At 69.1% G+C, this 21,341-nt stretch carries 21 protein-coding genes; 13 read left to right on the plus strand and 8 right to left on the minus strand.

Annotated features, from left to right (window positions below):
• Positions 1-446 precede the first annotated feature (446 nt).
• Positions 447-1,100: a formylglycine-generating enzyme family protein gene (locus ACFXJL_RS24890; RefSeq protein WP_384695777.1), complete on the plus strand. Its 654-nt coding sequence runs from the start codon at positions 447-449 to the stop codon at positions 1,098-1,100.
• A 75-nt stretch (positions 1,101-1,175) separates the two neighbouring features.
• Here ACFXJL_RS24890 and ACFXJL_RS24895 read toward each other — a convergent pair whose 3' ends face one another.
• From ACFXJL_RS24895 to ACFXJL_RS24910, 4 genes are read right to left on the minus strand one after another with little or no spacing between them, the layout of a single operon-like run.
• Positions 1,176-2,387: an MFS transporter gene (locus ACFXJL_RS24895; protein ID WP_384695780.1), complete on the minus strand. Its 1,212-nt coding sequence runs from the start codon at positions 2,385-2,387 to the stop codon at positions 1,176-1,178.
• A gap of 56 nt (positions 2,388-2,443) precedes the next feature.
• Positions 2,444-3,508: a hypothetical protein gene (locus tag ACFXJL_RS24900; protein WP_384642265.1), complete on the minus strand. Its 1,065-nt coding sequence runs from the start codon at positions 3,506-3,508 to the stop codon at positions 2,444-2,446.
• A 59-nt stretch (positions 3,509-3,567) separates the two neighbouring features.
• The gene (locus ACFXJL_RS24905; protein ID WP_384695783.1) at positions 3,568-4,824 is read right to left on the minus strand and encodes a hypothetical protein; all 1,257 of its coding nucleotides are present in this window, start codon (positions 4,822-4,824) and stop codon (positions 3,568-3,570) included.
• A 10-nt stretch (positions 4,825-4,834) separates the two neighbouring features.
• The gene (locus ACFXJL_RS24910) at positions 4,835-5,122 is read right to left on the minus strand and encodes a chaplin family protein (RefSeq protein ID WP_384695786.1); all 288 of its coding nucleotides are present in this window, start codon (positions 5,120-5,122) and stop codon (positions 4,835-4,837) included.
• 310 nt (positions 5,123-5,432) lie between these two features.
• On the opposite strand from ACFXJL_RS24910, the gene ACFXJL_RS24915 reads away from it, so the two are divergent.
• Both ACFXJL_RS24915 and ACFXJL_RS24920 read left to right on the plus strand, forming a co-directional pair.
• A complete protein-coding gene (locus tag ACFXJL_RS24915) occupies positions 5,433-5,756 on the plus strand; it encodes a hypothetical protein (RefSeq protein ID WP_384642256.1) in 324 nt (107 codons plus the stop codon).
• Between the two features lie 215 nt (positions 5,757-5,971).
• Complete coding sequence (locus tag ACFXJL_RS24920; RefSeq protein ID WP_384695789.1) at positions 5,972-6,586, plus strand: hypothetical protein; 615 nt, start codon at positions 5,972-5,974, stop codon at positions 6,584-6,586.
• A gap of 155 nt (positions 6,587-6,741) precedes the next feature.
• Here ACFXJL_RS24920 and ACFXJL_RS24925 read toward each other — a convergent pair whose 3' ends face one another.
• Positions 6,742-7,929, minus strand: coding sequence for a PP2C family protein-serine/threonine phosphatase (locus ACFXJL_RS24925; protein WP_358879948.1), 1,188 nt, complete (start codon positions 7,927-7,929; stop codon positions 6,742-6,744).
• A gap of 80 nt (positions 7,930-8,009) precedes the next feature.
• On the opposite strand from ACFXJL_RS24925, the gene ACFXJL_RS24930 reads away from it, so the two are divergent.
• Both ACFXJL_RS24930 and ACFXJL_RS24935 read left to right on the plus strand, forming a co-directional pair.
• Entirely contained in the window at positions 8,010-8,528 is a 519-nt protein-coding gene (locus ACFXJL_RS24930; RefSeq protein WP_358879947.1) for a MarR family transcriptional regulator, read from the plus strand.
• Positions 8,529-8,728: 200 nt separating this feature from the next.
• Positions 8,729-9,097: an STAS domain-containing protein gene (locus tag ACFXJL_RS24935; RefSeq protein WP_384695878.1), complete on the plus strand. Its 369-nt coding sequence runs from the start codon at positions 8,729-8,731 to the stop codon at positions 9,095-9,097.
• 4 nt (positions 9,098-9,101) lie between these two features.
• On the opposite strand, the gene ACFXJL_RS24940 is transcribed toward ACFXJL_RS24935, so the two are convergent.
• A complete protein-coding gene (locus ACFXJL_RS24940; RefSeq protein WP_384695792.1) occupies positions 9,102-10,067 on the minus strand; it encodes a serine hydrolase domain-containing protein in 966 nt (321 codons plus the stop codon).
• Positions 10,068-10,276: 209 nt separating this feature from the next.
• Positions 10,277-11,056, minus strand: a complete 780-nt coding sequence (locus tag ACFXJL_RS24945; RefSeq protein ID WP_358879944.1) for a TetR/AcrR family transcriptional regulator — start codon at positions 11,054-11,056, stop codon at positions 10,277-10,279.
• 102 nt (positions 11,057-11,158) lie between these two features.
• Here ACFXJL_RS24945 and ACFXJL_RS24950 point away from each other — a divergent pair, with 102 nt between their 5' ends.
• The 8 genes from ACFXJL_RS24950 to ACFXJL_RS24985 all read left to right on the plus strand — a co-directional run bounded on the left by ACFXJL_RS24950 (position 11,159) and on the right by ACFXJL_RS24985 (position 19,384).
• Complete coding sequence (locus ACFXJL_RS24950; RefSeq protein WP_384642242.1) at positions 11,159-12,211, plus strand: ABC transporter substrate-binding protein; 1,053 nt, start codon at positions 11,159-11,161, stop codon at positions 12,209-12,211.
• A gap of 3 nt (positions 12,212-12,214) precedes the next feature.
• On the plus strand, positions 12,215-13,141 hold the full coding sequence (locus tag ACFXJL_RS24955) for an ABC transporter permease (RefSeq protein WP_358879942.1): 927 nt from the start codon (positions 12,215-12,217) through the stop codon (positions 13,139-13,141).
• Positions 13,142-13,144: 3 nt separating this feature from the next.
• Complete coding sequence (locus ACFXJL_RS24960) at positions 13,145-13,945, plus strand: ABC transporter permease (protein ID WP_358879941.1); 801 nt, start codon at positions 13,145-13,147, stop codon at positions 13,943-13,945.
• Position 13,946: 1 nt separating this feature from the next.
• Positions 13,947-15,116: an ABC transporter ATP-binding protein gene (locus ACFXJL_RS24965; RefSeq protein ID WP_358879940.1), complete on the plus strand. Its 1,170-nt coding sequence runs from the start codon at positions 13,947-13,949 to the stop codon at positions 15,114-15,116.
• Positions 15,117-15,141: 25 nt separating this feature from the next.
• On the plus strand, positions 15,142-15,570 hold the full coding sequence (locus tag ACFXJL_RS24970) for a cupin domain-containing protein (protein WP_358879939.1): 429 nt from the start codon (positions 15,142-15,144) through the stop codon (positions 15,568-15,570).
• Between the two features lie 4 nt (positions 15,571-15,574).
• Positions 15,575-16,690 (plus strand): hypothetical protein, encoded by a 1,116-nt coding sequence (locus ACFXJL_RS24975; RefSeq protein ID WP_358879938.1) that lies wholly within the window; start codon positions 15,575-15,577, stop codon positions 16,688-16,690.
• Positions 16,691-16,728: 38 nt separating this feature from the next.
• Complete coding sequence (locus tag ACFXJL_RS24980) at positions 16,729-17,880, plus strand: Xaa-Pro peptidase family protein (RefSeq protein WP_358879937.1); 1,152 nt, start codon at positions 16,729-16,731, stop codon at positions 17,878-17,880.
• Positions 17,881-17,983: 103 nt separating this feature from the next.
• Positions 17,984-19,384 (plus strand): FAD-dependent oxidoreductase, encoded by a 1,401-nt coding sequence (locus ACFXJL_RS24985; protein WP_358879936.1) that lies wholly within the window; start codon positions 17,984-17,986, stop codon positions 19,382-19,384.
• Positions 19,385-19,854: 470 nt separating this feature from the next.
• On the opposite strand, the gene ACFXJL_RS24990 is transcribed toward ACFXJL_RS24985, so the two are convergent.
• A complete protein-coding gene (locus ACFXJL_RS24990) occupies positions 19,855-21,288 on the minus strand; it encodes a S41 family peptidase (protein WP_384695881.1) in 1,434 nt (477 codons plus the stop codon).
• Positions 21,289-21,341: the final 53 nt, after the last annotated feature.

The following is a 21,341-nucleotide window of genomic DNA, read 5'->3' on the forward strand; positions in this document are numbered from 1 at the left end:
GTGGACGGTGGGGGGCCGTCCACGCACCACCGACTCGGCGGAGGAGTGGGACTACCGAGGCGGATGCCCCTGAGGCTGCCAGAGATGGATCAGTACCCGATCAACAACCGATCAACGAGGCGGGTGAGCCGTTGATCCTGGTCCCGGGTGGCGATCGGGGCGGGCGCCGCGGCCGTCGGTCACCCCCTGGCCTCTGCGCCTCTGCGCTCTGCACCTCTGCACCTCCGCGCCGGTGGGCCGGTGGGCCGGTGGGCCGGCCGTAGGCTCGATCCATCGGGCCATCGGGCCGGCGCCAACGGTCCTTCCTCTGACGGTAGATGCCCCTGGTCAGGACGCCGGGCAGTATCGTGCACGGCACGCCCTTCTCAGGGACCAGGGACAGAGAGGCTCTCGTGCAACGACCGTCCGAAGGCCCAGACGGCCCAGACGCTCCAGCCGCCCCCTCGATGGTTGCCGTCCCTGGGGGCTCGGTGGAACTGCGCGACGACCGGCTCGGCACCTGTTGGCGGTCAGAGGTGTCTCCTTTCCTCCTGGGCCGGTATCCGATGACGGTTGCAATCCATGGTGCGGTGATGGACGTGGACCTTCGGCCAGGGGCCGGCGACCAATCCCCGGTGACCGGGGTCAGTTGGCTCGACGCGATCGAGTTCTGCAATCGGCTGTCGATCCGTTCGGGGCTGGACCCCGTCTACTCCAGCGATCCGACGAACGGCGAGGTCACCGCGATCGGGTCGGCCGACGGCTACCGTCTGCCGACGGAGGCGGAGTGGCAGTACGCCTGCAAGGCCGGTACCCGCGGCTATCGCTACGGAGAGATCGACGACATCGCCTGGTACGCGGACAACTCGGGCGGCCACACCCATGAGGTGGGGGCCAAGGCACCCAACGACTTCGGTCTGTACGACATGTTGGGCAATGTGTGGGAGTGGTGCTGGGATCTCTACGACTTTGAGGTCTACGGGTCGTACCGCATCTTCCGCGGCGGTGGCTGGGCCGAGTCGGCGCGGGGTTGTGGGGCCTCGGTGCGGCGGCGCAGCCATCCCTCCTTCGCCATCGACGACCTGGGATTTCGGGTCGCCCGCAGCATTGCGTCGCCCTGACCTGCTCCCCCGAAGGGTCCGTGGCATCGGGTGGTTGCCATCGGGTTCTGTCCTGACACCAGGGGGCGTTGTGGTTCATTCACCCCTCTCGCTCGTCGCGGTGGGGACGGGCGGCCGGTACAGGAGGTACAGCCCGACACAGAGGGCGAGGACGGTCACCACGACGGTGAAGACCAGCCCCGCATTGCGCAGTCCGAGTGCGAGGGTGAGGGCTCCGACCCCGACGACGGGCAGGGCGATACCTGCGTAGGCGATGACGAAGAAGGCCGAGATAGCTCCGCCTCGGTGCTTGCTCGGCGCGGCTTCGCCGACCGCCGTCAGTCCGGCCCGGAAGGCGAGCCCCTGGCCGAGTCCTCCGATCAGGGCACCCGCCAACAGCAGCGCCAGCGCCTCCACGAGGAGGGAGGCACCCACCAGCAGGAGTCCCACCACCAGGGTCAGGCATCCCACGGGCAGGGACCGGCGAGCGCCGATCCTGCTGGTCAGGGACTGCCCCAGGGTCGAGGCGAGGAAGGCGGAGAACGTCACGGCGCCTGACAGTGCCAGATCGTGTACATGGAGGGTCTCGGCGACGAAGCTCGGCGCCACTGCCGTGAACAGCCCCAGCAGGGCGAAGCCGGCGAACGCCGCGATGGCTGCCGAGGGGAAGACTCCCCGGACCTCGGGAGGCAGCGCCATCCCCTGGGGGTTCCACCGCGGCCGTCGTGGATGTGCGACGGTCTCCGGCAGCAGCCAGGCCGGAACGCACGCCAACGCCACCAGGGCCAGATGGACCAGGAACGGCAGATGCAACGGCTCGGGTGCGTACTGGGCGAGCACCCCCGCGATCAAGGGGCCGCACCCGACCCCGCCGAGGTTCGCCGCGGTGGCGGCGAAGCCTGCGCGCGTCCTGCGGCTCGGCGGTGCGAGTTCCAACACGGCGGCGGTCGCGGCACCACTGAGCAGACCGGCCGAGAAGCCCGACAGCAGGCGGCCCGCGAACAGCAGCGGCAGTCCGTCCTGGAACAGGAAGCAGAGGTCGCTGGCGGCGGACAGGCCCAGTGCGACGAGGATGACGGGACGACGGCCCACCTGGTCGGATTGGTTGCCCGCCAGGAGCAGTGCGGTGATGACGCCCACCGCGTACACGGCGAACACCACCGTCACGATCAACTCGGAGAAGCCGATCTCTTCCTGGTAGAGGCCGTAGAGCGGTGTCGGCAAGGTGGTGCCGGCCATCCCCACGGCGAACACCCCGGCGGCCAGGAGATAGCCGGGCCGCCTGTTCCCACGATGCTGTACGACCATGGGACTCACGGTACGGAGCAGCAGGCTCCGGCGCGGGCGGCTCGTACGAGTGCGGGTCAGCGGCCAGCCATCCGGCCCCCATGCGACGTACCGGTACGCAGCCGTCCGTCGTGCGGCGCACTCCCATCGGGAGCGGGCTCGGGACCGGAGCCCTGACCGGGTACCTGCGAAGGTCCTGCCGGAAGCAGGTCGCCATGGTGTTGGCGCAGGAGTCGTTCGTGATGCGGGGTGAAACGGGTGCGCCAGGTGCCCACCCGCAGGTCCTCGGCGTCGCACGGTGGAGGCGTCGGGGTCAGTGCGGCGAGCGCCGCGCGGTGATCGGAATGCCCGACGGCATCCAGCAGGGTGGTGAGGGCGGCCGTGCGCCCCTCGTCGGTACCGCCGTGGTCGGGCCCGGCGAGGTCCTCGTGTGCGATCACCTGCACGGCGGGGTGGTGCAGGAGCCATTGGCACTGTCGTGCCTCCCGCATCCCGGGGAAATCGGGGTCGGTCAGGGCGAGGGTGATCCTGTCCTCCAAGGTGGGCAGGGCGGTGACGATGTCGCGGTAGATGAGGTGTTCGGGCTGGGTTCCGACCCGGTCCGAAGGCTGGGAGAGCAGCTTGATCTGACTGATGATCCGATCGCGCACATCGCGGTGGTGGAGGACGAGTGCCGGTCGCCCCGTCGCGTGCCAGGCGCGTAGGAAGCCCCCGTCGGCGCGCTGGAGGTCGAGGGCGTTGACGTACCAGCAGCCGCGGCCCGGGAGCAGTCGGACCAGGTCCGCGTCGGGTACCCGGGCCAGGCGGCCCTCCAGGTGGGGATCGACGGGCGACCCCAGGCTGACCGGTTGCCCGAGGCGCAGCCACCAGATCCGCCACAGGGCGGTGACGGCCTCCTGGAAGGCGGCCTCCAGTGCCGCGCGGTCGACGTGCTGATCCTGGAGCAGCCGGTGGGTTCGGTCCGGGCCGTAGGCGGCCATGAGCAGGGGGTGGACCTCACCGGGGCCGGGCCGGTCGCCGTGTGCGGACTGGGTGCCTCCCATCGTGCCGTACGGGGTGTAGCCGAGGGCGGTGGTGGCCTGGGCGAGGAGTTGGGTACCGCTTCCGCGCAGGGAGACGACGACGACCTGGGGCGTGACCATGAACTGGCTCCGGGATCTATGGGGCTGTGGTGCGGCGGGGCTGTGGCGCGGTCATTGGGTCAGGTCGCCGAGGAGAGCAGAAGGTCCTCATAACGGTGGTGCCGGCGCGCGGTGATGCGATGGTGGAGGAGGTCGGCCGCGCGGGTGTGTTCCCCGATGTCGACCAGGGCGCGGGCCAGGGTGTCCTGGACGATTTCGCGCTCCACCCGTACTCCCCCGATGCGCCGGACCGCCGTGCCGAGAGGCGTCAGCAGGGTGACGGCCTGTTGGGAGTGGCCTGCCGTGACCGCGGCCAGGGAGCGCACCACGGGGGCCAGTACGTCCCGATACTCGGTGCGGGCGTCGTCCTCCGCTCTATGGGCCAGTGCCGAGAGGTCATCCGTGGCTGCCTCCACGGCCAGTGCGAGGGCCAGGTTGAAGGTGTGGAAGACCTCTGCCATACCGCCCGGGGCGGCCAGCAGTTCGCGGATGTGGTCGAGATCGCAGCGGCCGGCCGGTTGCTGACCTGCCAGGAGCAGCCGCCAGTTCGTTGCCGACCGCATGCCCACATCGCCGCGCCCCAGTACTTCGTCCGCCCGACGCCGGGCATCGGCGAAGTCCCCGCACGCGATCGACTGCAAGGCCGCGTGCCAGTTCAGGTGTTTGAACTGGATCGCCTGGGGGTCGGCGGCCAACCAGCCGTCGAGGAAGGCCGTGGAGGCCGGTCCCGCCCCCGATTCCTGTTCGGCGTGCGCCCGGGCATGGGCGGCGAGACCGGCACGGGGAAAGCGGTCCAGGGCGAGGGTCGCCAGTTCGAAGGCTTCCTCCGGGCGGCCCTGTTCCGCCCGGGTCCAGGCCAGTCGCCCGAGCCACGGCCAACTGTCGGGCCCCACATGCGCGCACTGGCGTTCGATCAGTTCATCGCCCTGCACCCGGTAGGAGTCGTCTCCGCACGCGGCGAACGCGTCGAGCATCAGGGAGGCCAGCTCGTCGCCGGGCCAGCACGCGAAGTGCTCGATGAGGTGATCGGCGGTCAGCCGGTACTGGCGGTGGGTGTGGAGGAAGACCCCGTACACCAAGCTGGCCGATCGCTCGTCCACCTCCTGGGCGTCACGATGGGCGATCACCAGCTCTTCGCGCAGTGCCGCATCGCTGAAGGACTCGCTGGTCGCCAACGTCAGCAGTGCGCGCGCCACGCCCAGTCGGGGGTTCTCGGCGACCCAGGCGCGCAGGAGTGGCAGCGCCCGCCCGCTCAGGGCCAAGAGCTCCCGCACTGGTGGTTGCTGTCCGGTGACGGCCATCAGGGCGGTACTTTCCGTTCCGGGAACCGTTGACATCGGTGCGGCGCTAGTAGGCTGCCCGGATCAACGCGGTGCAGATGATCCCGCTGTTGCCGCAGTGGTTCCTCGGCAGGCTCAGGGGCAGGCCGGCCTGGTTTCCGCTGGCCGCCCCACTGGCCGCGACGGTGGCTCCGGACGTCTGCGCCCCTGCCTGGTTGGCGCAACTGTTGCCGAACGCCGGGTTCCCGATGGCGATGATGTTCGCCTGTGCCGCGCCGGCGGGCACCAATGCCGCCCCGAGCGCCGTGCCCACCACCGCCACGCGCTTGCTCACCCTCGCGGTACTGCTCTCCATCGTCTGCCGCCCTGCACCAGCCACCGTGTCCGCCTTCCGTCACCCGGCCGCAGCCGGAGGTCCCGATCGTCGGTTCGACTCAGAGGAGATGACCCCGGAGTCCAAGCGACCAACGACGAGACATGCCGTGCGGACACGCGCGTCGCTCCCGCGGGTGACGCTCAGCGGTGCTCGGTCAAGCGACTGCATGCGGGGGCATCGGGAGTTCCGGGGACCGGCCGGCCCATGCGGGCCAGGGCCTGTCCGACGGCTGTCGGACAGGCCCCTTCGACTCTGTGCCCGAGGTCAGCCGGTGAGGTCGGGACACTCCGTGACCCTGATCGAGTTCACGAGCGCCCTGCCGACCGCTGGCGACGCACCGCAGATTGAGCTGTCCTTCGGTGACCCGCACGGTGCAGGCCGGGTCATGGGCCATCCGTACGCCGGACCCCCGGGCGAGATCGAGATCCGATACGGCGACGACGGCGGCGCTTCCGCCACGACGTCGAAGACCCGGCCTGCGACCGTCCGGTCGGCCAGTTCGGCGAAGAGAAGGTCAGCCACAACGACCGGACGGGCCGCACCCCGACCGAAGCCGTACCGAGCCCCTGCTGTCCAAGGGGGCGCCGTCGCCCTGAACGAACCGTCGATGTGAATGCACCCGTGCACCCACCCCGCTCCGGGCCGCACCACCGGACCGCGCTTCATCCACCAACGTCCCGGCGCTCTCCCCCGGACTGCCCGTCATGGACCATCCCGAAAGAGGCTGTTCACCGCGGTCTATGCTGGTCGGATGTGTGATGTGAGCAGCGACACCCTCGGCGTGAGCGAGCCGTTCCCCACCCTGCGGACTGCTGCGGCGGTGCGCGCGTGAGCCCATGGAAGTCCCTGCGCCGTACCGTGTTGCTGGTGGGGCTCGCCTGGGCCTTCGCCGGAACCAACACCCTGATCGCCTATGCGTCATTGGGGACGACCGACGCCATACCCATCTTCACCGGCGTCCTCTTCGGGTGTGCCTTCGCCGTGGCCATGCGCATAGTCCACGAAGCGTGGTGGCTCGCGGCGCTCTCCCTCGCGCCAGCGTTGATGGTGCTGGTGGGCTCCGTCGACTATGCCCCGTACAGCGCCTTGGAAGTGCGTGGCGTCCATGAGCAGGTGACGATCACCGCGGACAGTGCGGCCGGCACGACGAGTAATCGCCATGAGTTCACCCTTGTCGGCGAGGACGGGGAGTTGCAGGAGAAGCTGTTGTACCGCGGGCAGTCCCCCAGCTATGCGGTCGGTGACCGCATCGAGGTGGTCTATGACCCTGAGGGTGCGGCCCCCTTGAAGGACGCGTCCAAGGTGGATTCCGCGGGGCGGCTCACCATGCTGGTGTGGGGCGCATCCGGTTGGACCGCCATGGCGCTGCTGGCCGGGTGGCGTGGCCATGCGAATCGGCGGAGCAATCGCGAACCCCTGCTGGAGCGCATCGGTCTGATGTGATCGCAAGGCACCACGGGCGAACGCACCGACGGGCCGGCCGTGCCCCCGGACGCTGCTCGCCCGTCCCGTGCGACGCCCTCGGGTGCATCCCCCGGAGCAGCCGTGCGCCACGCCCTCACCCCCGGGGACACGTCGTTCGCCGTTGCTCGCGTCCGTCAGTCTTCTACGGCGCCCTCCCGGCCGAACCAGTCGAGGCACAACACCAGAGCGTCGTCGGTGGTGTCCGTCTCGCGATACTCCGCCAACTCGCGCAACACGGCTCGCGGAACGTTGGCAGCCGGCAGCAGACTCGTGGCGTGGATGGCGAGGGCCAAGGCCCGTTCCCCGTAGAACTCACCGGTCGGCGAGGCCGCGTCGAAAACACCGTCGCTCACGATGAGCAATCGGTCGCCGGGCAGGACCCGTAGGTCCTGAGTGACGTACTGCGTCTCCTCGAACATGCCGAGCGGAAGTTGGGGCTCAAGATCGATCCGCTCGACCGTCCTACCGCGGCGGCGCCAGAGCTGGGGGGAGCCGGCGTCCACGATCTCGACTCGGCCGGTCGCCAACTCGAAGCGCAGCAGCAGTGTGGAGACGTAGGACGCCCCTCGGTACTGCTCGTAGAGCGCCTGGTCGGCCAGCGCCGCCTGGTCGGCGATGGGGATGCCGGCACGTCGTGCGTTGCGGAGCGCGTTGACGGCGAGATTGGTCAGGAGCGACGCCTGGATGCCGTCACCCATCCCGTTGGTGAGCGCCAGGGTGAGTTCGTCCCGGTCGGCCGCCCAGTCGTAGTTGTCGCCGTGGATGGCGTAGGCAGGTTCGAGCTGTGCTCCGATCGCGTACTCCTGCGCACTGCACGCGCGGGCGGGCAGTAGTTGCCACTGCATCTCGGCGGCCAGTGTGAGCCGGCTGGTGCGTCGAGCGCGTCGGTAGAGGTCGGTGTCGCGTTCGGCGACGAGGATCTCATGGCCGAGGAGGTCGGCCACCTGGGTCAGCTCGTCGACGGTTTGCCGGGTGGAGCGGTCGCCGGGCAGTCGTACCGTCAGGATGCCGAGGCGTTCGCCACGGACGGTGACCGGTAGATGGTGGTCGACGGCGTCCCCGTGACGGATCTGGTGTTCGCGTGGTTCTTGGCTCCCGAAGGCCCGACCTTCGGGACTGTTGTGGATCGACAGCGGCTGCGGCGGGTCGGCGACCTGGTCGAGAGCTTCCAGCGGATTGAGCACGGTGAGCCCGTAGTCCGCTAGAAACAGCCGCACGGAGGTGGCTCCGTGGGATGCAGCGAGCTGGGCACGAACCGTCTCCACCAGGGCGTACGGCGCTGCGGTGCGCACCGCTCTCTCGATCTCTGAGCTTTCGGTCACGGTCTCTCGGGAGTCCTTCGTTCTTGGTTGGGAGCGATCCTGGGCTGACAGATTCGGCTGTCGGGTGACACAGTGGGCGGGTGTCCCGTTTCACCGGTCCGTCCCGTCCACGCGAGCAGCTGTCCGAGGCAGTCTGCGCCGCCTCCGAGCTGCTTGAGGTCCTGTGGGGACGCGGCCAGGACGCCGCGCCCTCGGGAACGGTCTCGCCCTCCCAGCTGCGTGCCCTGTTGGTCATCGAAAAGCATGAGGGGACGAACCTGCGTGCGCTCGGCGAGGCGATCGGATCGCGTCCTCCCTCGGTGAGCCGGCTCTGTGACCGCATGGAGGCGATGGGCCTCGTCGAACGATGTCCCAGCCCGACCAGTCGGCGCGAGGTCGAGTTGCGCTTGAGCCCGCGCGGGCGGGCGCTCTTGGCGGAGCACCGTGCGATCCGGATGGATGAGGTCGCAGCGGTCCTCGCGGTCATGGAACCGGTGTCCCTGAAGGCACTCGCGGAGGGGCTCGCCGCTTTCCATGAGGCTGCGGCCTCTGAGCTTCGGGGCAGTGACGGGCGTCCACTTCTGGAACATGACCCTCATCCCATCGCGGACAGCGCGTAGCCGCACGCGCGTTGGTGTCCGCGTGCGCTCGGCGCGCCGCGGTCGGTCATCAGGTGACTCATGACAGCAGATTGTTGCCTCGCGGATAATGTTGTCAAATGGCAACTGTTACTTTTAGCGTGGACGTCGCCAGCTCCAGGAGTCACGCGAGGCGCCGCCCAAAGTGCCCTATGGCGCTCCATACCACCTGAAAGGTGTACGTGACCCAAAGCGCTGAGCAGAGACCGCCCGTCGTTGCCCGACGGGACCGCGGAGCCGTGATTGTTACCTTGAGCGGAGAGTTCGACGTCGACACCATCGCTCCGGTCACCGCCGCCTTTGACCAGGCCATGACGGGCCCGGAACCAGTGGTGGTCGATCTGGCAGGGGTCTCCTTCGCCGACTCCACCATGGTGAACCTCCTCCTCCAAGTGCACCGGGCGCTCGACACCAGGTTCCGTCTGGCCGCGCCTTCGCCGTCGGTGCGACGCTTGATCGACCTCCTCGGTCTGGATCGCGTACTGCATCTCCACGCCTCGGTCGACGAGGCCCTTGCCGCCGGCCCATCGGCTCCGTCGGGCAGTGGCTGACGGCTCACGAGCAGCGACCCGCGGCGCCACGGCGAGGGAAGGCCGGCAGTTGGACGAGCTCCGACAGCCAGGCGTACGGATCGACGCACTCGTCGTGGGTGAGCACCACGATCCCGGTGTCCGACTCCGGGAGTCGCACGAGCAACGACCGGTACCCCTGGTTGTCACCGTGGTGGAAACGGGCCGCCCGCCCGGCCAACTCCCCGAGGAACACTCCGTAGCCGTAGCCGGTGACGGTGAGCGGATTTTCGCGCATCTCCACTCCGCAGTGCTGGGTGAACATGGCCCGCAAGGAGCCATCGGACAACAGCTCCCCACGCTCCACGGCGCGCGCCCAGCGGGCTAGATCACGCGCGGTCGACCACAGGTCTCCGCTGCCGGGCATCCAGGAGACGTCCCCACTGCCGCGGACCGCTGGGCCCCGGTGGCCAAGGGCGGCGACCGCGGGCGGCGCGGTCCCGATGGTCGTGGCCGCCAGGTCCAGTGGCGAGAAAATCCGTGTCCGCAGGAAGTCGCCGTAGTCGGACCCACTGGCCCGCTCGATCATCAGGGCGACCAGGACATACCCCGGGCTGCTGTAGTGCCAGGCTCGGCGCCCGGGCAGCGGCAGCAGGCCCATGACGTCGGCCGCGACCTCTTCGCGTGTCGGTGACTCCTCGCGGTCGAGCGCGGGGAGCGCGTGCCAGTGCGGCAGACCCGAGGTGTGGGTCAGGAGTCGGTGCAGGGTGATGTCCGCCCACTGCTCCGGAGCGTCGGCCAACCAGGTGGACACCCGGTCGGTCAGCGCGAGAACGCCGTCCTCGACGAGGAGTAGGGCGGCAGCAGCGGCGAACTGTTTGCTGAGCGAGGCGATCTGGAAGCGGGTGTCGGGGCCGCAGACCGCCCCCGTGTCCTCGTCCGCCACGCCTTCGTACGTCTCGTACACGGCATGGCCGCCGTGGGTCATCAGTGCCGCACCGATCGGTCGCATGCCCGGCAGCCAACCACGGAGGAGTCAGCGAGGTTGCCACTTGTCCAGGGACAGCGCCCCGGTGTTGCCCGGAGCGGTCCGGCGACCTCCACCGGTCCGCTCGCGTGCCCGGCTCAGGACGGCCGGGCCGCGTCCCCCTCAGTCCTTGTCGCCGGCGGGTGGCCGTTCGGCCCCCTCGACTCGGCGGTGCCGCATCGACAGCCGGGACGTCATGCGGGAAGTTCCCCGATCAGCGGGCTCCAGTCGATGCCGTCGCTCGGTTCGGGCTCTTCGGGATAGTGCGGGCTGATGATCCGCGGCAGGTCCCTCAGTGCCTGGTCACGGGCCTGGTCGCTGATGCCGAGGATGCGGCAGGCCATGTCGATGAGCAGGTCGAACATGCCCTCGTCGTCGAGCGTGTCACCCGCCATCAGCACGTGCACCGCCGCGCCGTCGGCGAGGGACATCAGGATGACGCTGACCCGGTCGACGGGCACCGAGGGGGTGAAGTCGCCGCTGGCCAGTCCGGCGTCAACAGCCGAACGGAAGGGAAATTCCCACCGTTGGTAGACATTCTGCGCATAGGTCCGCAGGGTGTCGTCGCGGTTGGCTGCTGACCAGAACTCGATCCAGAAGGACCAGCGCTTGGGGAAGGGGGCCCAGCCGGCGACCTGGAACCTCAGCAGGGCGAACAGCCTCCGCACCGGATCGGGCTCCCGCTCCGACACCGAGCGCCAGGTGGCCAACGTCAGCTCCAGCATCGCGCTGATCGTCTCGCTGATCAGTTCCTCCCGACGCCGGAAGTAGTGCTGGACCATGCCGAGGGAGACGCCCGCCTCCTGGGCGATGTCCTTCAGCCTGGCCCCGTCCACACCGTTGCGGCAGATCACTTCGCTTGCCGCGCCGATGAGTTGGAGTCTGCGCAGCGCGGTGAGGTCGACCTCGGTCGCTGCGTCGCCGGCGCGTACGGAGCTTCCTCGGCCCTCGACGTGCGCGCTCTGTGGAGCCATCTGTGTGCCCTCCTGGATCTCACTTGTTGGGTGGAGGGTATTGCCAACCCGAACTCGATCGCAATAATAAGCGCTTATTGCCACTTCGATGGAGGACCGGACGTGCACTTCCCATCGCGACGCCTAGGCGCGGCGACTGTCGCCATCGCCCTCACCATGATCACCGCGGGCTGTTCCAGTGGCTCCGGCTCCGACAGCGGGGGCAAGGAACTCACCTTCACCTCCTACGGCAGCGGCTACCAGGAGGCCCAGGCCAAGGCATGGCTCACCCCCTGGGCCAAGGAAGCCAAGGTCAAAGCCGTCCAGGACCAGCCGACCGACTACGCCAAGATAAAGACGATGGTCGAGTCGAAGCGCGTCACCTGGGACGTCGTGGACACCGAGCCGTTCTTCCCGGTCGGGGCCTGCGACAAGTACGCCGAGAAGCTCGACTTCAAGAAGATCGACAAGTCGAAGTTCCCCGAGGGCACCGTCTCCGACTGCGCCGTACCGGATGCGATGTACTCGCTCGTCCTGGTCTACAACCCCAAGAAGTACCCGAACGCCAAGCCGGCCTCGATCGCGGACTTCTTCGACACCAAGAAGTTCCCCGGCAAGCGCCTCGCCCCCGGCTTCGCCACCGGAGGTGCCATCGAAGCCGCACTGCTCGGTGACGGGGTGGCCTCAAGCGCGCTCTACCCGCTGGACTACGACCGGGCCTTCAAGAAGCTCGACACCCTCGGCAAGAACCTCAGCTTCTGGGAGACGTCGGCGCAGAGCCAGCAGGCCCTGGAGTCCCAGCAGGCCGACATGGCGCTGGTCTGGTCGGGCCGCGCCTACATGGCCGCCAAGAACGGCACCGAGTACGTACCGATCTGGCAGGACAACATGCTCGCCTACGCGGTGCTCATGGTGCCCAAGGGCGCACCGAACAAGGACCTCGCGATGGACTTCATCGCCTACGCCACCAACGCGAAGTCCCAGGCCGCGTTCGCCGAGGACCAGCCGTACGCGGCCGTCAACTCGGACGCCAAACCGCAGCTGGAGCCGCTCGCCGAGGAGTGGAACACCGCTCGGGACGACATCCAGGAGAAGGGCTTCTACCAGGACGTCGCCTGGTGGGCCAAGAACCAGGACGAGGCCACCAAGCGGTGGACCGGCTGGGCGACGGGCTGAGCCATGACCGACCTCCTGAGCGGTACCGCGGCCCGGGCACCGGGCCCGGACGCGCACCGCGCCAAGCGCCCCGCCAAGAGCCCGCTGCAACGGGCGCTCGGCGGACAGGGCAGACAGTGGCTGCTGCTGGCTCCGGCCGTGCTGATGCTGCTGGTCTTCTTCGCCTATCCACTGGCGGACATCGTGTGGCGGGCGTTCACCGACCCGGAGCCGGGCGTGGGCAACTTCTCCGACCTGCTGGCCGATCCGACCACCGGTCGGGTGATGGGGCGTACGCTCCTCACCTCCCTGGTGGTGGCGGTGACCACACTGCTGCTCGCCTACCCCTACGCCTATCTGATGACGGTGACGGGACCGCGGACGCGTGCGGTGTTGATGGCTCTGGTGCTGCTGCCGTTCTGGACCAGTCTGATGGCGCGCAACTTCGCGTGGATCGTGCTGCTCCAGGACGGCGGCCCGCTCGGGATGCTCGGATCGCTCTTCGGACGGGACGGCGGACTGCTGGGTACCGCACCGGGCGTGGCCATCGGCATGATTCAGGTGCTGCTGCCCTACATGGTGCTGCCCCTGTACAGCGTGATGAGCGGAATCGACCGGCGCCTGATGAGTGCCGCGTCCGGTCTCGGCGCGGGACGCTTCACCTGCTTCCGACGCGTCTACCTGCCGCTGTCCATGCCCGGTGTGATCTCCGGTACGACGCTGGTGTTCGTCCTGGCGCTCGGTTTCTACGTCACCCCCAAGCTCCTCGGTTCGCCGAAGGAGTCCATGGTGGCGCAGGTGATCGGTACCAAGGTCGAGAAGCTGCTCGACTTCGGGGGCGCAGGAGCGTTCTCGGTGATCCTGCTCGCCCTGACCGCGCTGCTGCTGGTGCTGGTCTCCCGGGTCAGCCGTGCCGGGGCCGCGCTCGGCCTGTCCGCGAAGGAGGACTGACCGATGGAGAACCACCAGTTCCGCGGTGGAATAGGGCTGCGGCTGTGGGCCGCGATGGTGGGAGCCATCCTGGTCGCCCCCACGCTCATCGTCATTCCGTTGTCCTTCACCGGAAAGCGCAGCTTCACCTTTCCGCCCGAGGAGTGGTCGCTCCAGTGGTACCGGAACTTCTTCTCCAATCCCCTGTGGCGTGACTCCCTGCTGACCTCGCTCCAGATCGCCCTGGCGGTGGCCGTACTGGCCACCGTGCTCGGGACGCTGGCGGCGATGGCCCTGGACCGTGGTCGCATCCCCGGCAAGGGTCTGATCCAGGGACTCCTGATGGCCCCGATGGTGGTACCGCAGATCGTCGCCGCCATCGCCGTGTACGCGGCCTTCTTGAACTGGGGCCTGTCGGGCACGCTCGTGGGCTTCGTGGTGGCGCACACCGCGCTGGCCGTGCCGTTCGTGGTGGTCGCCGTCTCCACCAGTCTGCGCGGCTACGACCGGGGGCTCGACCGGGCCGCCGCGATGCTGGGTGCCGGACCCTTCACCACCTTCAGAAGGGTCACCGCACCGCTCATCGCACCCGGTGTGCTCTCGGGGGCGGTCTTCGCCTTCGTCACCTCGCTCGACGAGGTCGTCATCGCCTTCTACCTCCAGAGCCCCACCCTGCACACGCTCCCGGTGACGATGTTCAGCAGCGTCACCGTGGAGACCGACCCGACGATCGCCGCCGCGTCGAGCATCGTGCTCGTCGCCACGACCGCGCTGATCCTGCTACCGCAACTGCTGCGGCGCAGCAAGCGCGAGGGGAAGAGCTGACATGGCCGACACCGCCGGCACGACCGCCACTTCGTCCGACGCCCCCGCCGGGTCCGGCGCGGTCGCCTCGTCCCGTACCGGCGCCGCGGTCCGGTTGCGCGGGCTCACCAAGCGGTACGCGGGGCGTGCCGCCGTGGACGAGGTCTCGCTGGACATCGAGGTGGGCGAGTTCATGACCTTCCTCGGCCCGTCCGGTTCGGGCAAGACCACCACGCTCAACATGATCGCCGGTTTCACCAAGGCGACCGAGGGATCCATCACGGTCGACGACACGAATGTCGCGGATCTGCCGCCACACCGGCGTGACCTCGGGATGGTCTTCCAGCACTATGCGCTGTTCCCGCACATGAGCGTGGCGAAGAACGTCGCGTTCCCCCTGGAACAGCGCAAGGTGTCGAAGCCGGAGATCGCGCGCCGGGTCACCGAGGCCCTGCACATGGTGCAGTTGGAGTCGATGGCGGACCGGCTGCCGAGCGGGCTGTCCGGTGGTCAGCAGCAGCGGGTCGCCCTCGCCCGGGCCGTCGTCTTCAATCCGCGCGTCCTGCTGATGGACGAGCCGCTGGGCGCCCTGGACAAGAAGCTGCGCGAGCAGCTCCAGACGGAGATCTCCCGGATGCACCGCGAGTTGGGCATCACCTTCGTCTTCGTCACCCACGACCAGGAGGAGGCGCTCGCCCTCTCGGATCGGATCGCCGTGTTCAACGACGGCCGGATCGAGCAGGTCGGCACCCCCGAGGAGCTGTACGAACGGCCGGCGACGCTGTTCGTGGCCCAGTTCCTCGGTGAGTCCAATGTCTTCCCCGGCCGCTGCACCACACCGGGGGTGCTCACCGGCGAGGGATACGAACTCACGCTGCCGAAGGCCGGTGCGCCGGCCAGCTCCGCCGAGGACGTCGCACTCGTCGTACGGCCGGAGCGGATGCGACTGCTGGCCTCCGGCGAACCCGTACCCCCCGGACACAACGCCCTGGCCGGCACGGTCACGGAGGTCGTCTACTTCGGGGCCCACCGACGCATCTCCGTCGAGCTGGAATGCAACGTGCGCGCACAACTGCGCGAACCGGCAGGACAGGAAGGAGCCGCGGCGCCCGGAGCGGCGGCGCGGATCGTCTGGCCCGTGGACCACGCGGCCCTCGTACCGGTCACCTCGCCGGCACGACCCACCCAGTAGAACCCACACGCACGAGGAATTCGATATGAGCATCTCCCCCACCGCCACCGACGTGCCCGGCCGGGTCCCGCCCAGTGTCGTCGCACTCTCCGAGGTCCCCGTGACACCGGCGGCCGAGGCCGTCACGAAGGTGCGGATCGCCCGTCTCATCACCAAGCAGCGCAACGGCTCCAATCTGATGCTCGGCGCGGCCTGGATGGACCCGGGCGAGCGCACCAACGTCTGGTCGTCGCGCGGTGACAACGATGTTTCCGACGGCGACCACTGGTACGGGCCGGTCGAGGAGACGTACTTCATCATCCGTGGGCAACTCCGTCTGACCTGGGACGAGGGCCACTTCGACCTCGGTCCCGACGACTGCGTCTATCTCGCACCCGGCTGGACCTACCACCTGGAGAACACCGGCAGCGAGCCGGCCTTCTTCACCTACTCGATGACCCCTTCCCAGGAGTAGTCCCGTGAGTGACACCGTTCATGTGTTCTGGGACGCCCGCGTCCTCGACCACGACACAGGCGCGGGGTTCTGGGAAGCCGCCCCCTCCGCGCTGCTCGCCGAATCCGAGTTGCATCCCGAGAGCGCACCCCGCATCCGCAACATGAAGTCGGTCCTGGAGCGCGGACCGATCGCGGACCGGATCGTCTGGCACCCCGGCCGGCTCGCCACCGAGGCAGAGCTCACCAGCGTCCACGACCGGGCGTACGTGGACCGGGTGCGCGAGTTCTGCGCCGCCGAGTCGGGCACCCGGTCCTGGCTGACGTCCACCACCACCGTCACCGGTGGTTCCTGGGAACCGCTGCTCGCCGCAGCCGGAACCGCGCTCGCCGCCACCGACGCCGTACTCGACGGCACCTGTGATGTGGCGTACGCACTGATCCGGCCGCCGGGCCACCACGCCCAACCGTCCCAGGCCGACGGGTACTGCGTCTTCGGACATGCCGCACTGGCGGCCCAGCGGGCGCGTGAACGCGGCGTCGAACGCGTCGCCGTCGTCGACTGGGACGTCCACCACGGCAACGGCACCCAGGAGTGCTTCTACGGTCGGTCCGACGTCCTCACGTTCTCCCTCCACATGGCGCACGGCGCCTGGGGGGCGTCCCATCCGCAGACGGGCTCGCCCGATGAGCTCGGCCGGGACGCGGGCGTCGGATACAACGTCAACGTCGAACTGCCCGTCGGTGCCGGGGACCGGGCGTACGCCGACGCCATGGAACGTGTCGTCCTGCCGGTCCTCCGGCAGTTCCAGCCGGATCTGATCATCGCGGCCTCGGGCCAGGACGCCGCCACCTTCGACGCCAACGGCCAACACAACGTCACCATGGCCGGGTTCCACCGCATCGGTACCCTGCTCGGCGAGATCAGCCGGGAGTTGACGGGCGGGCGCCTCGTCCTCACCCAGGAGGGCGGCTACGCGCGCAGCTACGCGGCGTACTGCCTGCACGCCACCCTGGAAGGACTCCTCGGCCAGGAAGCCACGCTCGCCGATCCGATCGCCTACGTACCCGACGACATCACCCGCGGTGACGCCGCGATCGCCCGGGTCCGCGCGGCACTCGCACCGCACTGGGCGCTGTAGAGAAGTCCCTCCCCCACCGCACAACAGAGAGGTCCACCATGGAACTCCCCTTCAGCCTGCCCACGTACGACGACCGCCTGCGTCGGGTGCGTTCCCGGATGACCGAACAGGGGCTCGACGGCCTCCTCGTCAGCATGCCGGACGTCGTCCACTGGCTGACCGGCGTCAGCTCCGTGGGATACCTGTGGCCCCAGGTCCTCGTCATCGACTCCAGTGACTCCGAGCCGGAGTACATCACGCGCACCACCGAGGAGCCGGGGGTGCACATGCTGTCCTGGCTGCGCTCCCCCCGGGTGTACGACATCGCCACCGAGGACTCGATCGAGGTGATGGCGGACAGCGTGCGCAAGCGCGGTCTCGATCAGGGCACGCTCGGCATCGAGTTGGGCGCCTTCACCCTCCTGCCCGGCAACTGGGACCGGCTGCGCGCCCTGCTGCCGAACGTCCGCTGGGTGGATGCGACCAATCTCGTACCGGAGGAGCGGCTCATCAAGTCGCCGGCCGAGATCGCCTACCAGTCGCAGGCCGCCGAGATGGCCGACTACGCGATGGAGCAGGTCTTCGCCGCGATTCGCCCCGGTGTCTCCGAGACCGAACTCGCCGGCATCGCCAGCAGGGCGCTCGGCGAGGCGGGCAGCGAGTACGCGGCGATCCCGCCGATGGTCGTCTCCGGTGAGCGCAGTGCGATGGTCCACGGCATGGCTTCCCGGCGGACCCTGTCCCGCGGCGACGTGGTGTGCATCGAGTTCGCGGGGGTGGTGCACCGTTATCACGCGGTGCTGATGCGCACGGCGGTGGTCGGTCAGCCGACGCAGCGGGTGCGGGAGGTCGCGGAGTGCGTGGGACGGGCGACGGAGGCGGCGATCACCGCTTCGGCCCCGGGCGCGCCCGCTCCCGCACCGGACGACGCCTGCAACGCGGTCCTGAGTGAACTGGATCTGGTCCGCCGCCGCTGTCACCGCATCGGCTACAGCCTCGGCGTGGCCTACCCGCCCGGCTGGTTGGAGCCGATGACCCTCGTCGAAGGCGACGACCACATCCTGGCCCCGGGCATGTCCTTCACCATCGAACCCAATCTGCATCTGCCCGACGAGGGCTTCGGCATCAAGATGGGCGACACGGTGCTGTGCACCGAATCCGGCGCGCGGAGCATGTCGAGGCTCCCGCACTCCCTGTACATCGCCGACTGACCACCGGCCCACGTCCGGGGCGGGGTGTCGGAGCCCCCGATGCCCGATACCCCGCCCCACACACCCTTCAGCCCCAGCACCGCCCTTGAATGGAGGCATTCCCGTGAGCGTCCCGTACGCGAGCGCACTCGCCGAGGCCACACCCCGAAGCCACTGGCTGGACAGCGAGGAGGCGCCCGACGCCTCCCCGGCGCTCGCCGAGGACACCACCTGCGATCTCGCGGTGGTGGGCGGTGGTTTCAGCGGGTTGTGGACCGCACTGCTCGCCAAGGAGCGAGACCCGTCGTCGGACGTCGTCCTGGTCGAAGCGCGCACGGCTGGCTGGGCCGCGTCGGGTCGCAACGGAGGCTTCGTCTCCTCCAGCCTCACCCACGGCATCGGCAACGGCGCCGAACGCTGGCCGCGCGAGTTGGCGGAGTTGGAGCGGATGGGGCTGGACAACCTCGATGAGATCGAGGACACCCTGCGGCGCTACGGCATCGACTGCGGCTTTCGCCGTGACGGCAAGCTGTGGGCGGCGACCGAGCCGCACCAGGTCCATGAGATCCGGGCGATGTGCGACCTCGCCGCAGCGCACGGTCGCCGGATCGACTTCCTGTCCCAGGAGGAGATCCGGGCCGAGGTGGACTCCCCCACCTTCCTCGCGGGCGCCTTCGACGGTGAGGGCTACGCACTGACCGACCCGGCCAAGCTCGTCTGGGGGCTGCGCGAGGTCTGTCTGCGCCTCGGGGTGCGGATCTACGAGAACACACCGGTCCAGTCGATGCGCGAGGGTTCGTTCAGCGTTCTCCTCGACACACCGTACGGGCGGATCGGAGCCCGCAGCGTGGCGCTGGCCACCAATGTCTTCCCCTCCTTGCTGCGTAGGCTGCGCCTCTACACGGTGCCCGTGTACGACTACGTCCTGACCACGGAACCCCTCACCGACGGGCAGTTGGCCTCCGTGGGGTGGAAGGGCCGGCAGGGGATGTCGGACATGGGCAACCAGTTCCACTACTACCGGCTCACCGACGACCAGCGGATCCTGTGGGGCGGCTACGACGCGATCTACCACTACGGCAACGGGCTCCGCGACGAACTCGACCAGCGGCCGGAGACGTTCGCCAAACTCGCGGAACACTTCTTCACCACCTTCCCGCAGTTGGCGGGCGTGAAGTTCAGCCATGCCTGGGGCGGTGCGATCGATACATGTACGCGGTTCACCGCGTTCTACGGAAAGGCCATGAGCGGCCGGGTGGCCTACGCGCTCGGCTACACGGGCCTCGGGGTGGCGGCCAGCCGGTTCGGGGCACAGGTGATGCTGGATCTGCTCTCCGGCGAGGAGACTGCACGCACCCGTCTGGAGATGGTGCGCAGCAAGCCGCTGCCGTTCCCCCCGGAGCCGGTGCGCTACGTCGGGGTCGAACTCACCCGACGGTCCCTGGACCGATCGGACCGCAACGGCGGCCGGCGGGATCTGTGGCTGCGGACGCTGGACCGGTTCGGGTTGGGATTCGACTCCTGAGGCGCCTGACCGGCGCCCTTGCCGGGTTCGCGGACCCGGCACCGGAGCCGGTCGAGATCCGTGCTGCCATGGGCGTATGACGCATGGTCGGGGCCGCCATGGGCGTGTGACACATGGTCGGGCCACCGCCTCTCGCTGGCGACCGCTTGAGGGGTCGGACGAGGGGCAGTGGCCCGACTGCTGGTGGTGGACGGTGTCCGCGCCGGTGGTTCACCCTCGCGCCGGACGAGCTGCGCGATCAGGGCCGCCGTAGGCCACCGGGGTGGTGGTCAGGCAGATCCGGCGGGGCTCCCGGGACATTGGAGTCGATCAGGCACGAGGCCGTCAGCGAGTGGGGCGGCTCAGCCGGACGCGAGGCGGGATTCCCAGCCTTCCGCGCCCTGCCTCTTTGTCCGCTGTCGTCCCGGGCTTCCCCGAACTTGCGCGTCATCGGTGGGTGCAACGACGCGGACCTGCCACCGGGCGCAGGGTCAGCGTCGTCGGGTGAGCACCGCCTTGGCGAGGTCGAACGCCGCATCGCGGTCAGCGGCCAACTCCTCGTCGGTGAAGACCGGTGTGCGCAGGTCCGGAGAGACTCCCGGGCCCTCGTAGGAGACTCCCCCGGGGGTCGTGTACTTCTCGTTGGACAGACCGAGTTGCCAGCCGTTGGGCAGCGTGCGTCCGTGTACGTCGGAGAGGATGCCCTGGGTGTTCTCGCCGATCAAAGTGGTGGCCGCGGGACGTTCGGCCAGTGCCATGGTGAAGGTCTCACCGGCACTCACCGTCGACCCGCTGATCAGGAGCGCGACAGGTCCGGTGTAGCGGGGCGAGCCCGCCGCCGGCACGACACGGAGCTTTTGCCGCGGGGTGAACCGGGTGTCGTCCTGGGGATCGTTGCGCGCCTGCTTGGCGTAGGCGGTGTAGGCCCGGTCGGTCAGTCGGGCCGCGATCTGCTGACCGAGTCCGTCCGAGCCGCCGGCGTTGACCCGCACGTCGACGATCAGGCCGCGCCACGCGGTCCGTCCGGTGGTACGCGCCTGGGTGATGATCTGGTCCAGCGCGCGGTCGAGTTCTGCGCTGTCGTTGTCGTAACCGCCGTCGGGCGAGTAGGCGACGAACCGGTTGATCCGCAGATACCCGATGCCACCGGGAAGGTCCGCATAGCCGATGGCGCCCTGTGCATAGTCCTGGAGGGGCGTTCCACCGAGGTCACGGCGCTCGATGAAGGCACGGATCTGGTCGTCGTACTCCTGGGTGGGGCCGACGGTTCCGTCCTTGATCGTCCGGGACTCACGGGTGAGTTCGGGGGTGTCCGCGGCGAGGGACACATGGGCGTCCTGCAACGGCGCGGTCATGGCGCTGAGGATGTCGAAGAGTTCATTGGGTGTGGTCCCGGCGTGGACCTTGGGCCGGTACTGGGTGCGGACCGCGTCCCAGTCCACACCGCGGCGGTGGAAGAACGCGTAGTTCTCCTTGAACGTCTGCCAGAACACATCGAACGTCGCCACCGGGCCGGATTGCTGCGGCTGGCCGCAGAGCGCGGGCAGTGCGGTGATCCGACGGAGTCCACGGGTTCCCACGGAACCGTCGATGCTGAGGGTCGCGTGCTGGGCGGCCTTGGGCCGTACCGTCAGGATCAGACCGTCGGTCCCGTATCGAACCGAGCCGTTGGCGCCGGGGGTGCCTTGTTGCTGTGCGGTGAGGGAGCTCTGGCAGCTGATCGCCGTGGTCTCCCAGGCACGCAGCACTCCGTCGCGGACTCCGACGATCATGCCGTAGCCGTCCATGCGCCAGAATCCGTTCGGCGTCAGGGCGGCGCCCCGGTTCGAGGTGGTGTCGGCCGGGGCGGAGCGCTGACCGACGGCGGGGGCGGCAACCGCCGCGCCGAGCGAGCCGACGAGGGCGAGCACGGTGCCCGCGGCCATGAGTACGCCACGCCTGGCGGGGTGGCCCGAGGCCCGTCTGCTGCGGTGCCTTC

Origin of the sequence: Streptomyces sp. NPDC059256, from assembly GCF_042753785.1 — a bacterium.
Classification (GTDB): domain Bacteria; phylum Actinomycetota; class Actinomycetes; order Streptomycetales; family Streptomycetaceae; genus Streptomyces.

Coding starts and splice junctions, on each gene's coding strand:
- ACFXJL_RS24890 (WP_384695777.1), top strand. CDS start 447: ATGGTTGCCGTCCCTGGGGGCTCGGTGGAACTGCGCGACGACCGGCTC.
- ACFXJL_RS24895 (WP_384695780.1), bottom strand. CDS start 2,387: ATGGTCGTACAGCATCGTGGGAACAGGCGGCCCGGCTATCTCCTGGCC.
- ACFXJL_RS24900 (WP_384642265.1), bottom strand. CDS start 3,508: ATGGTCACGCCCCAGGTCGTCGTCGTCTCCCTGCGCGGAAGCGGTACC.
- ACFXJL_RS24905 (WP_384695783.1), bottom strand. CDS start 4,824: ATGTCAACGGTTCCCGGAACGGAAAGTACCGCCCTGATGGCCGTCACC.
- ACFXJL_RS24910 (WP_384695786.1), bottom strand. CDS start 5,122: ATGGAGAGCAGTACCGCGAGGGTGAGCAAGCGCGTGGCGGTGGTGGGC.
- ACFXJL_RS24940 (WP_384695792.1), bottom strand. CDS start 10,067: ATGCGACCGATCGGTGCGGCACTGATGACCCACGGCGGCCATGCCGTG.
- ACFXJL_RS24945 (WP_358879944.1), bottom strand. CDS start 11,056: ATGGCTCCACAGAGCGCGCACGTCGAGGGCCGAGGAAGCTCCGTACGC.
- ACFXJL_RS24955 (WP_358879942.1), top strand. CDS start 12,215: ATGACCGACCTCCTGAGCGGTACCGCGGCCCGGGCACCGGGCCCGGAC.
- ACFXJL_RS24960 (WP_358879941.1), top strand. CDS start 13,145: ATGGAGAACCACCAGTTCCGCGGTGGAATAGGGCTGCGGCTGTGGGCC.
- ACFXJL_RS24965 (WP_358879940.1), top strand. CDS start 13,947: ATGGCCGACACCGCCGGCACGACCGCCACTTCGTCCGACGCCCCCGCC.
- ACFXJL_RS24970 (WP_358879939.1), top strand. CDS start 15,142: ATGAGCATCTCCCCCACCGCCACCGACGTGCCCGGCCGGGTCCCGCCC.
- ACFXJL_RS24980 (WP_358879937.1), top strand. CDS start 16,729: ATGGAACTCCCCTTCAGCCTGCCCACGTACGACGACCGCCTGCGTCGG.
- ACFXJL_RS24990 (WP_384695881.1), bottom strand. CDS start 21,288: ATGGCCGCGGGCACCGTGCTCGCCCTCGTCGGCTCGCTCGGCGCGGCG.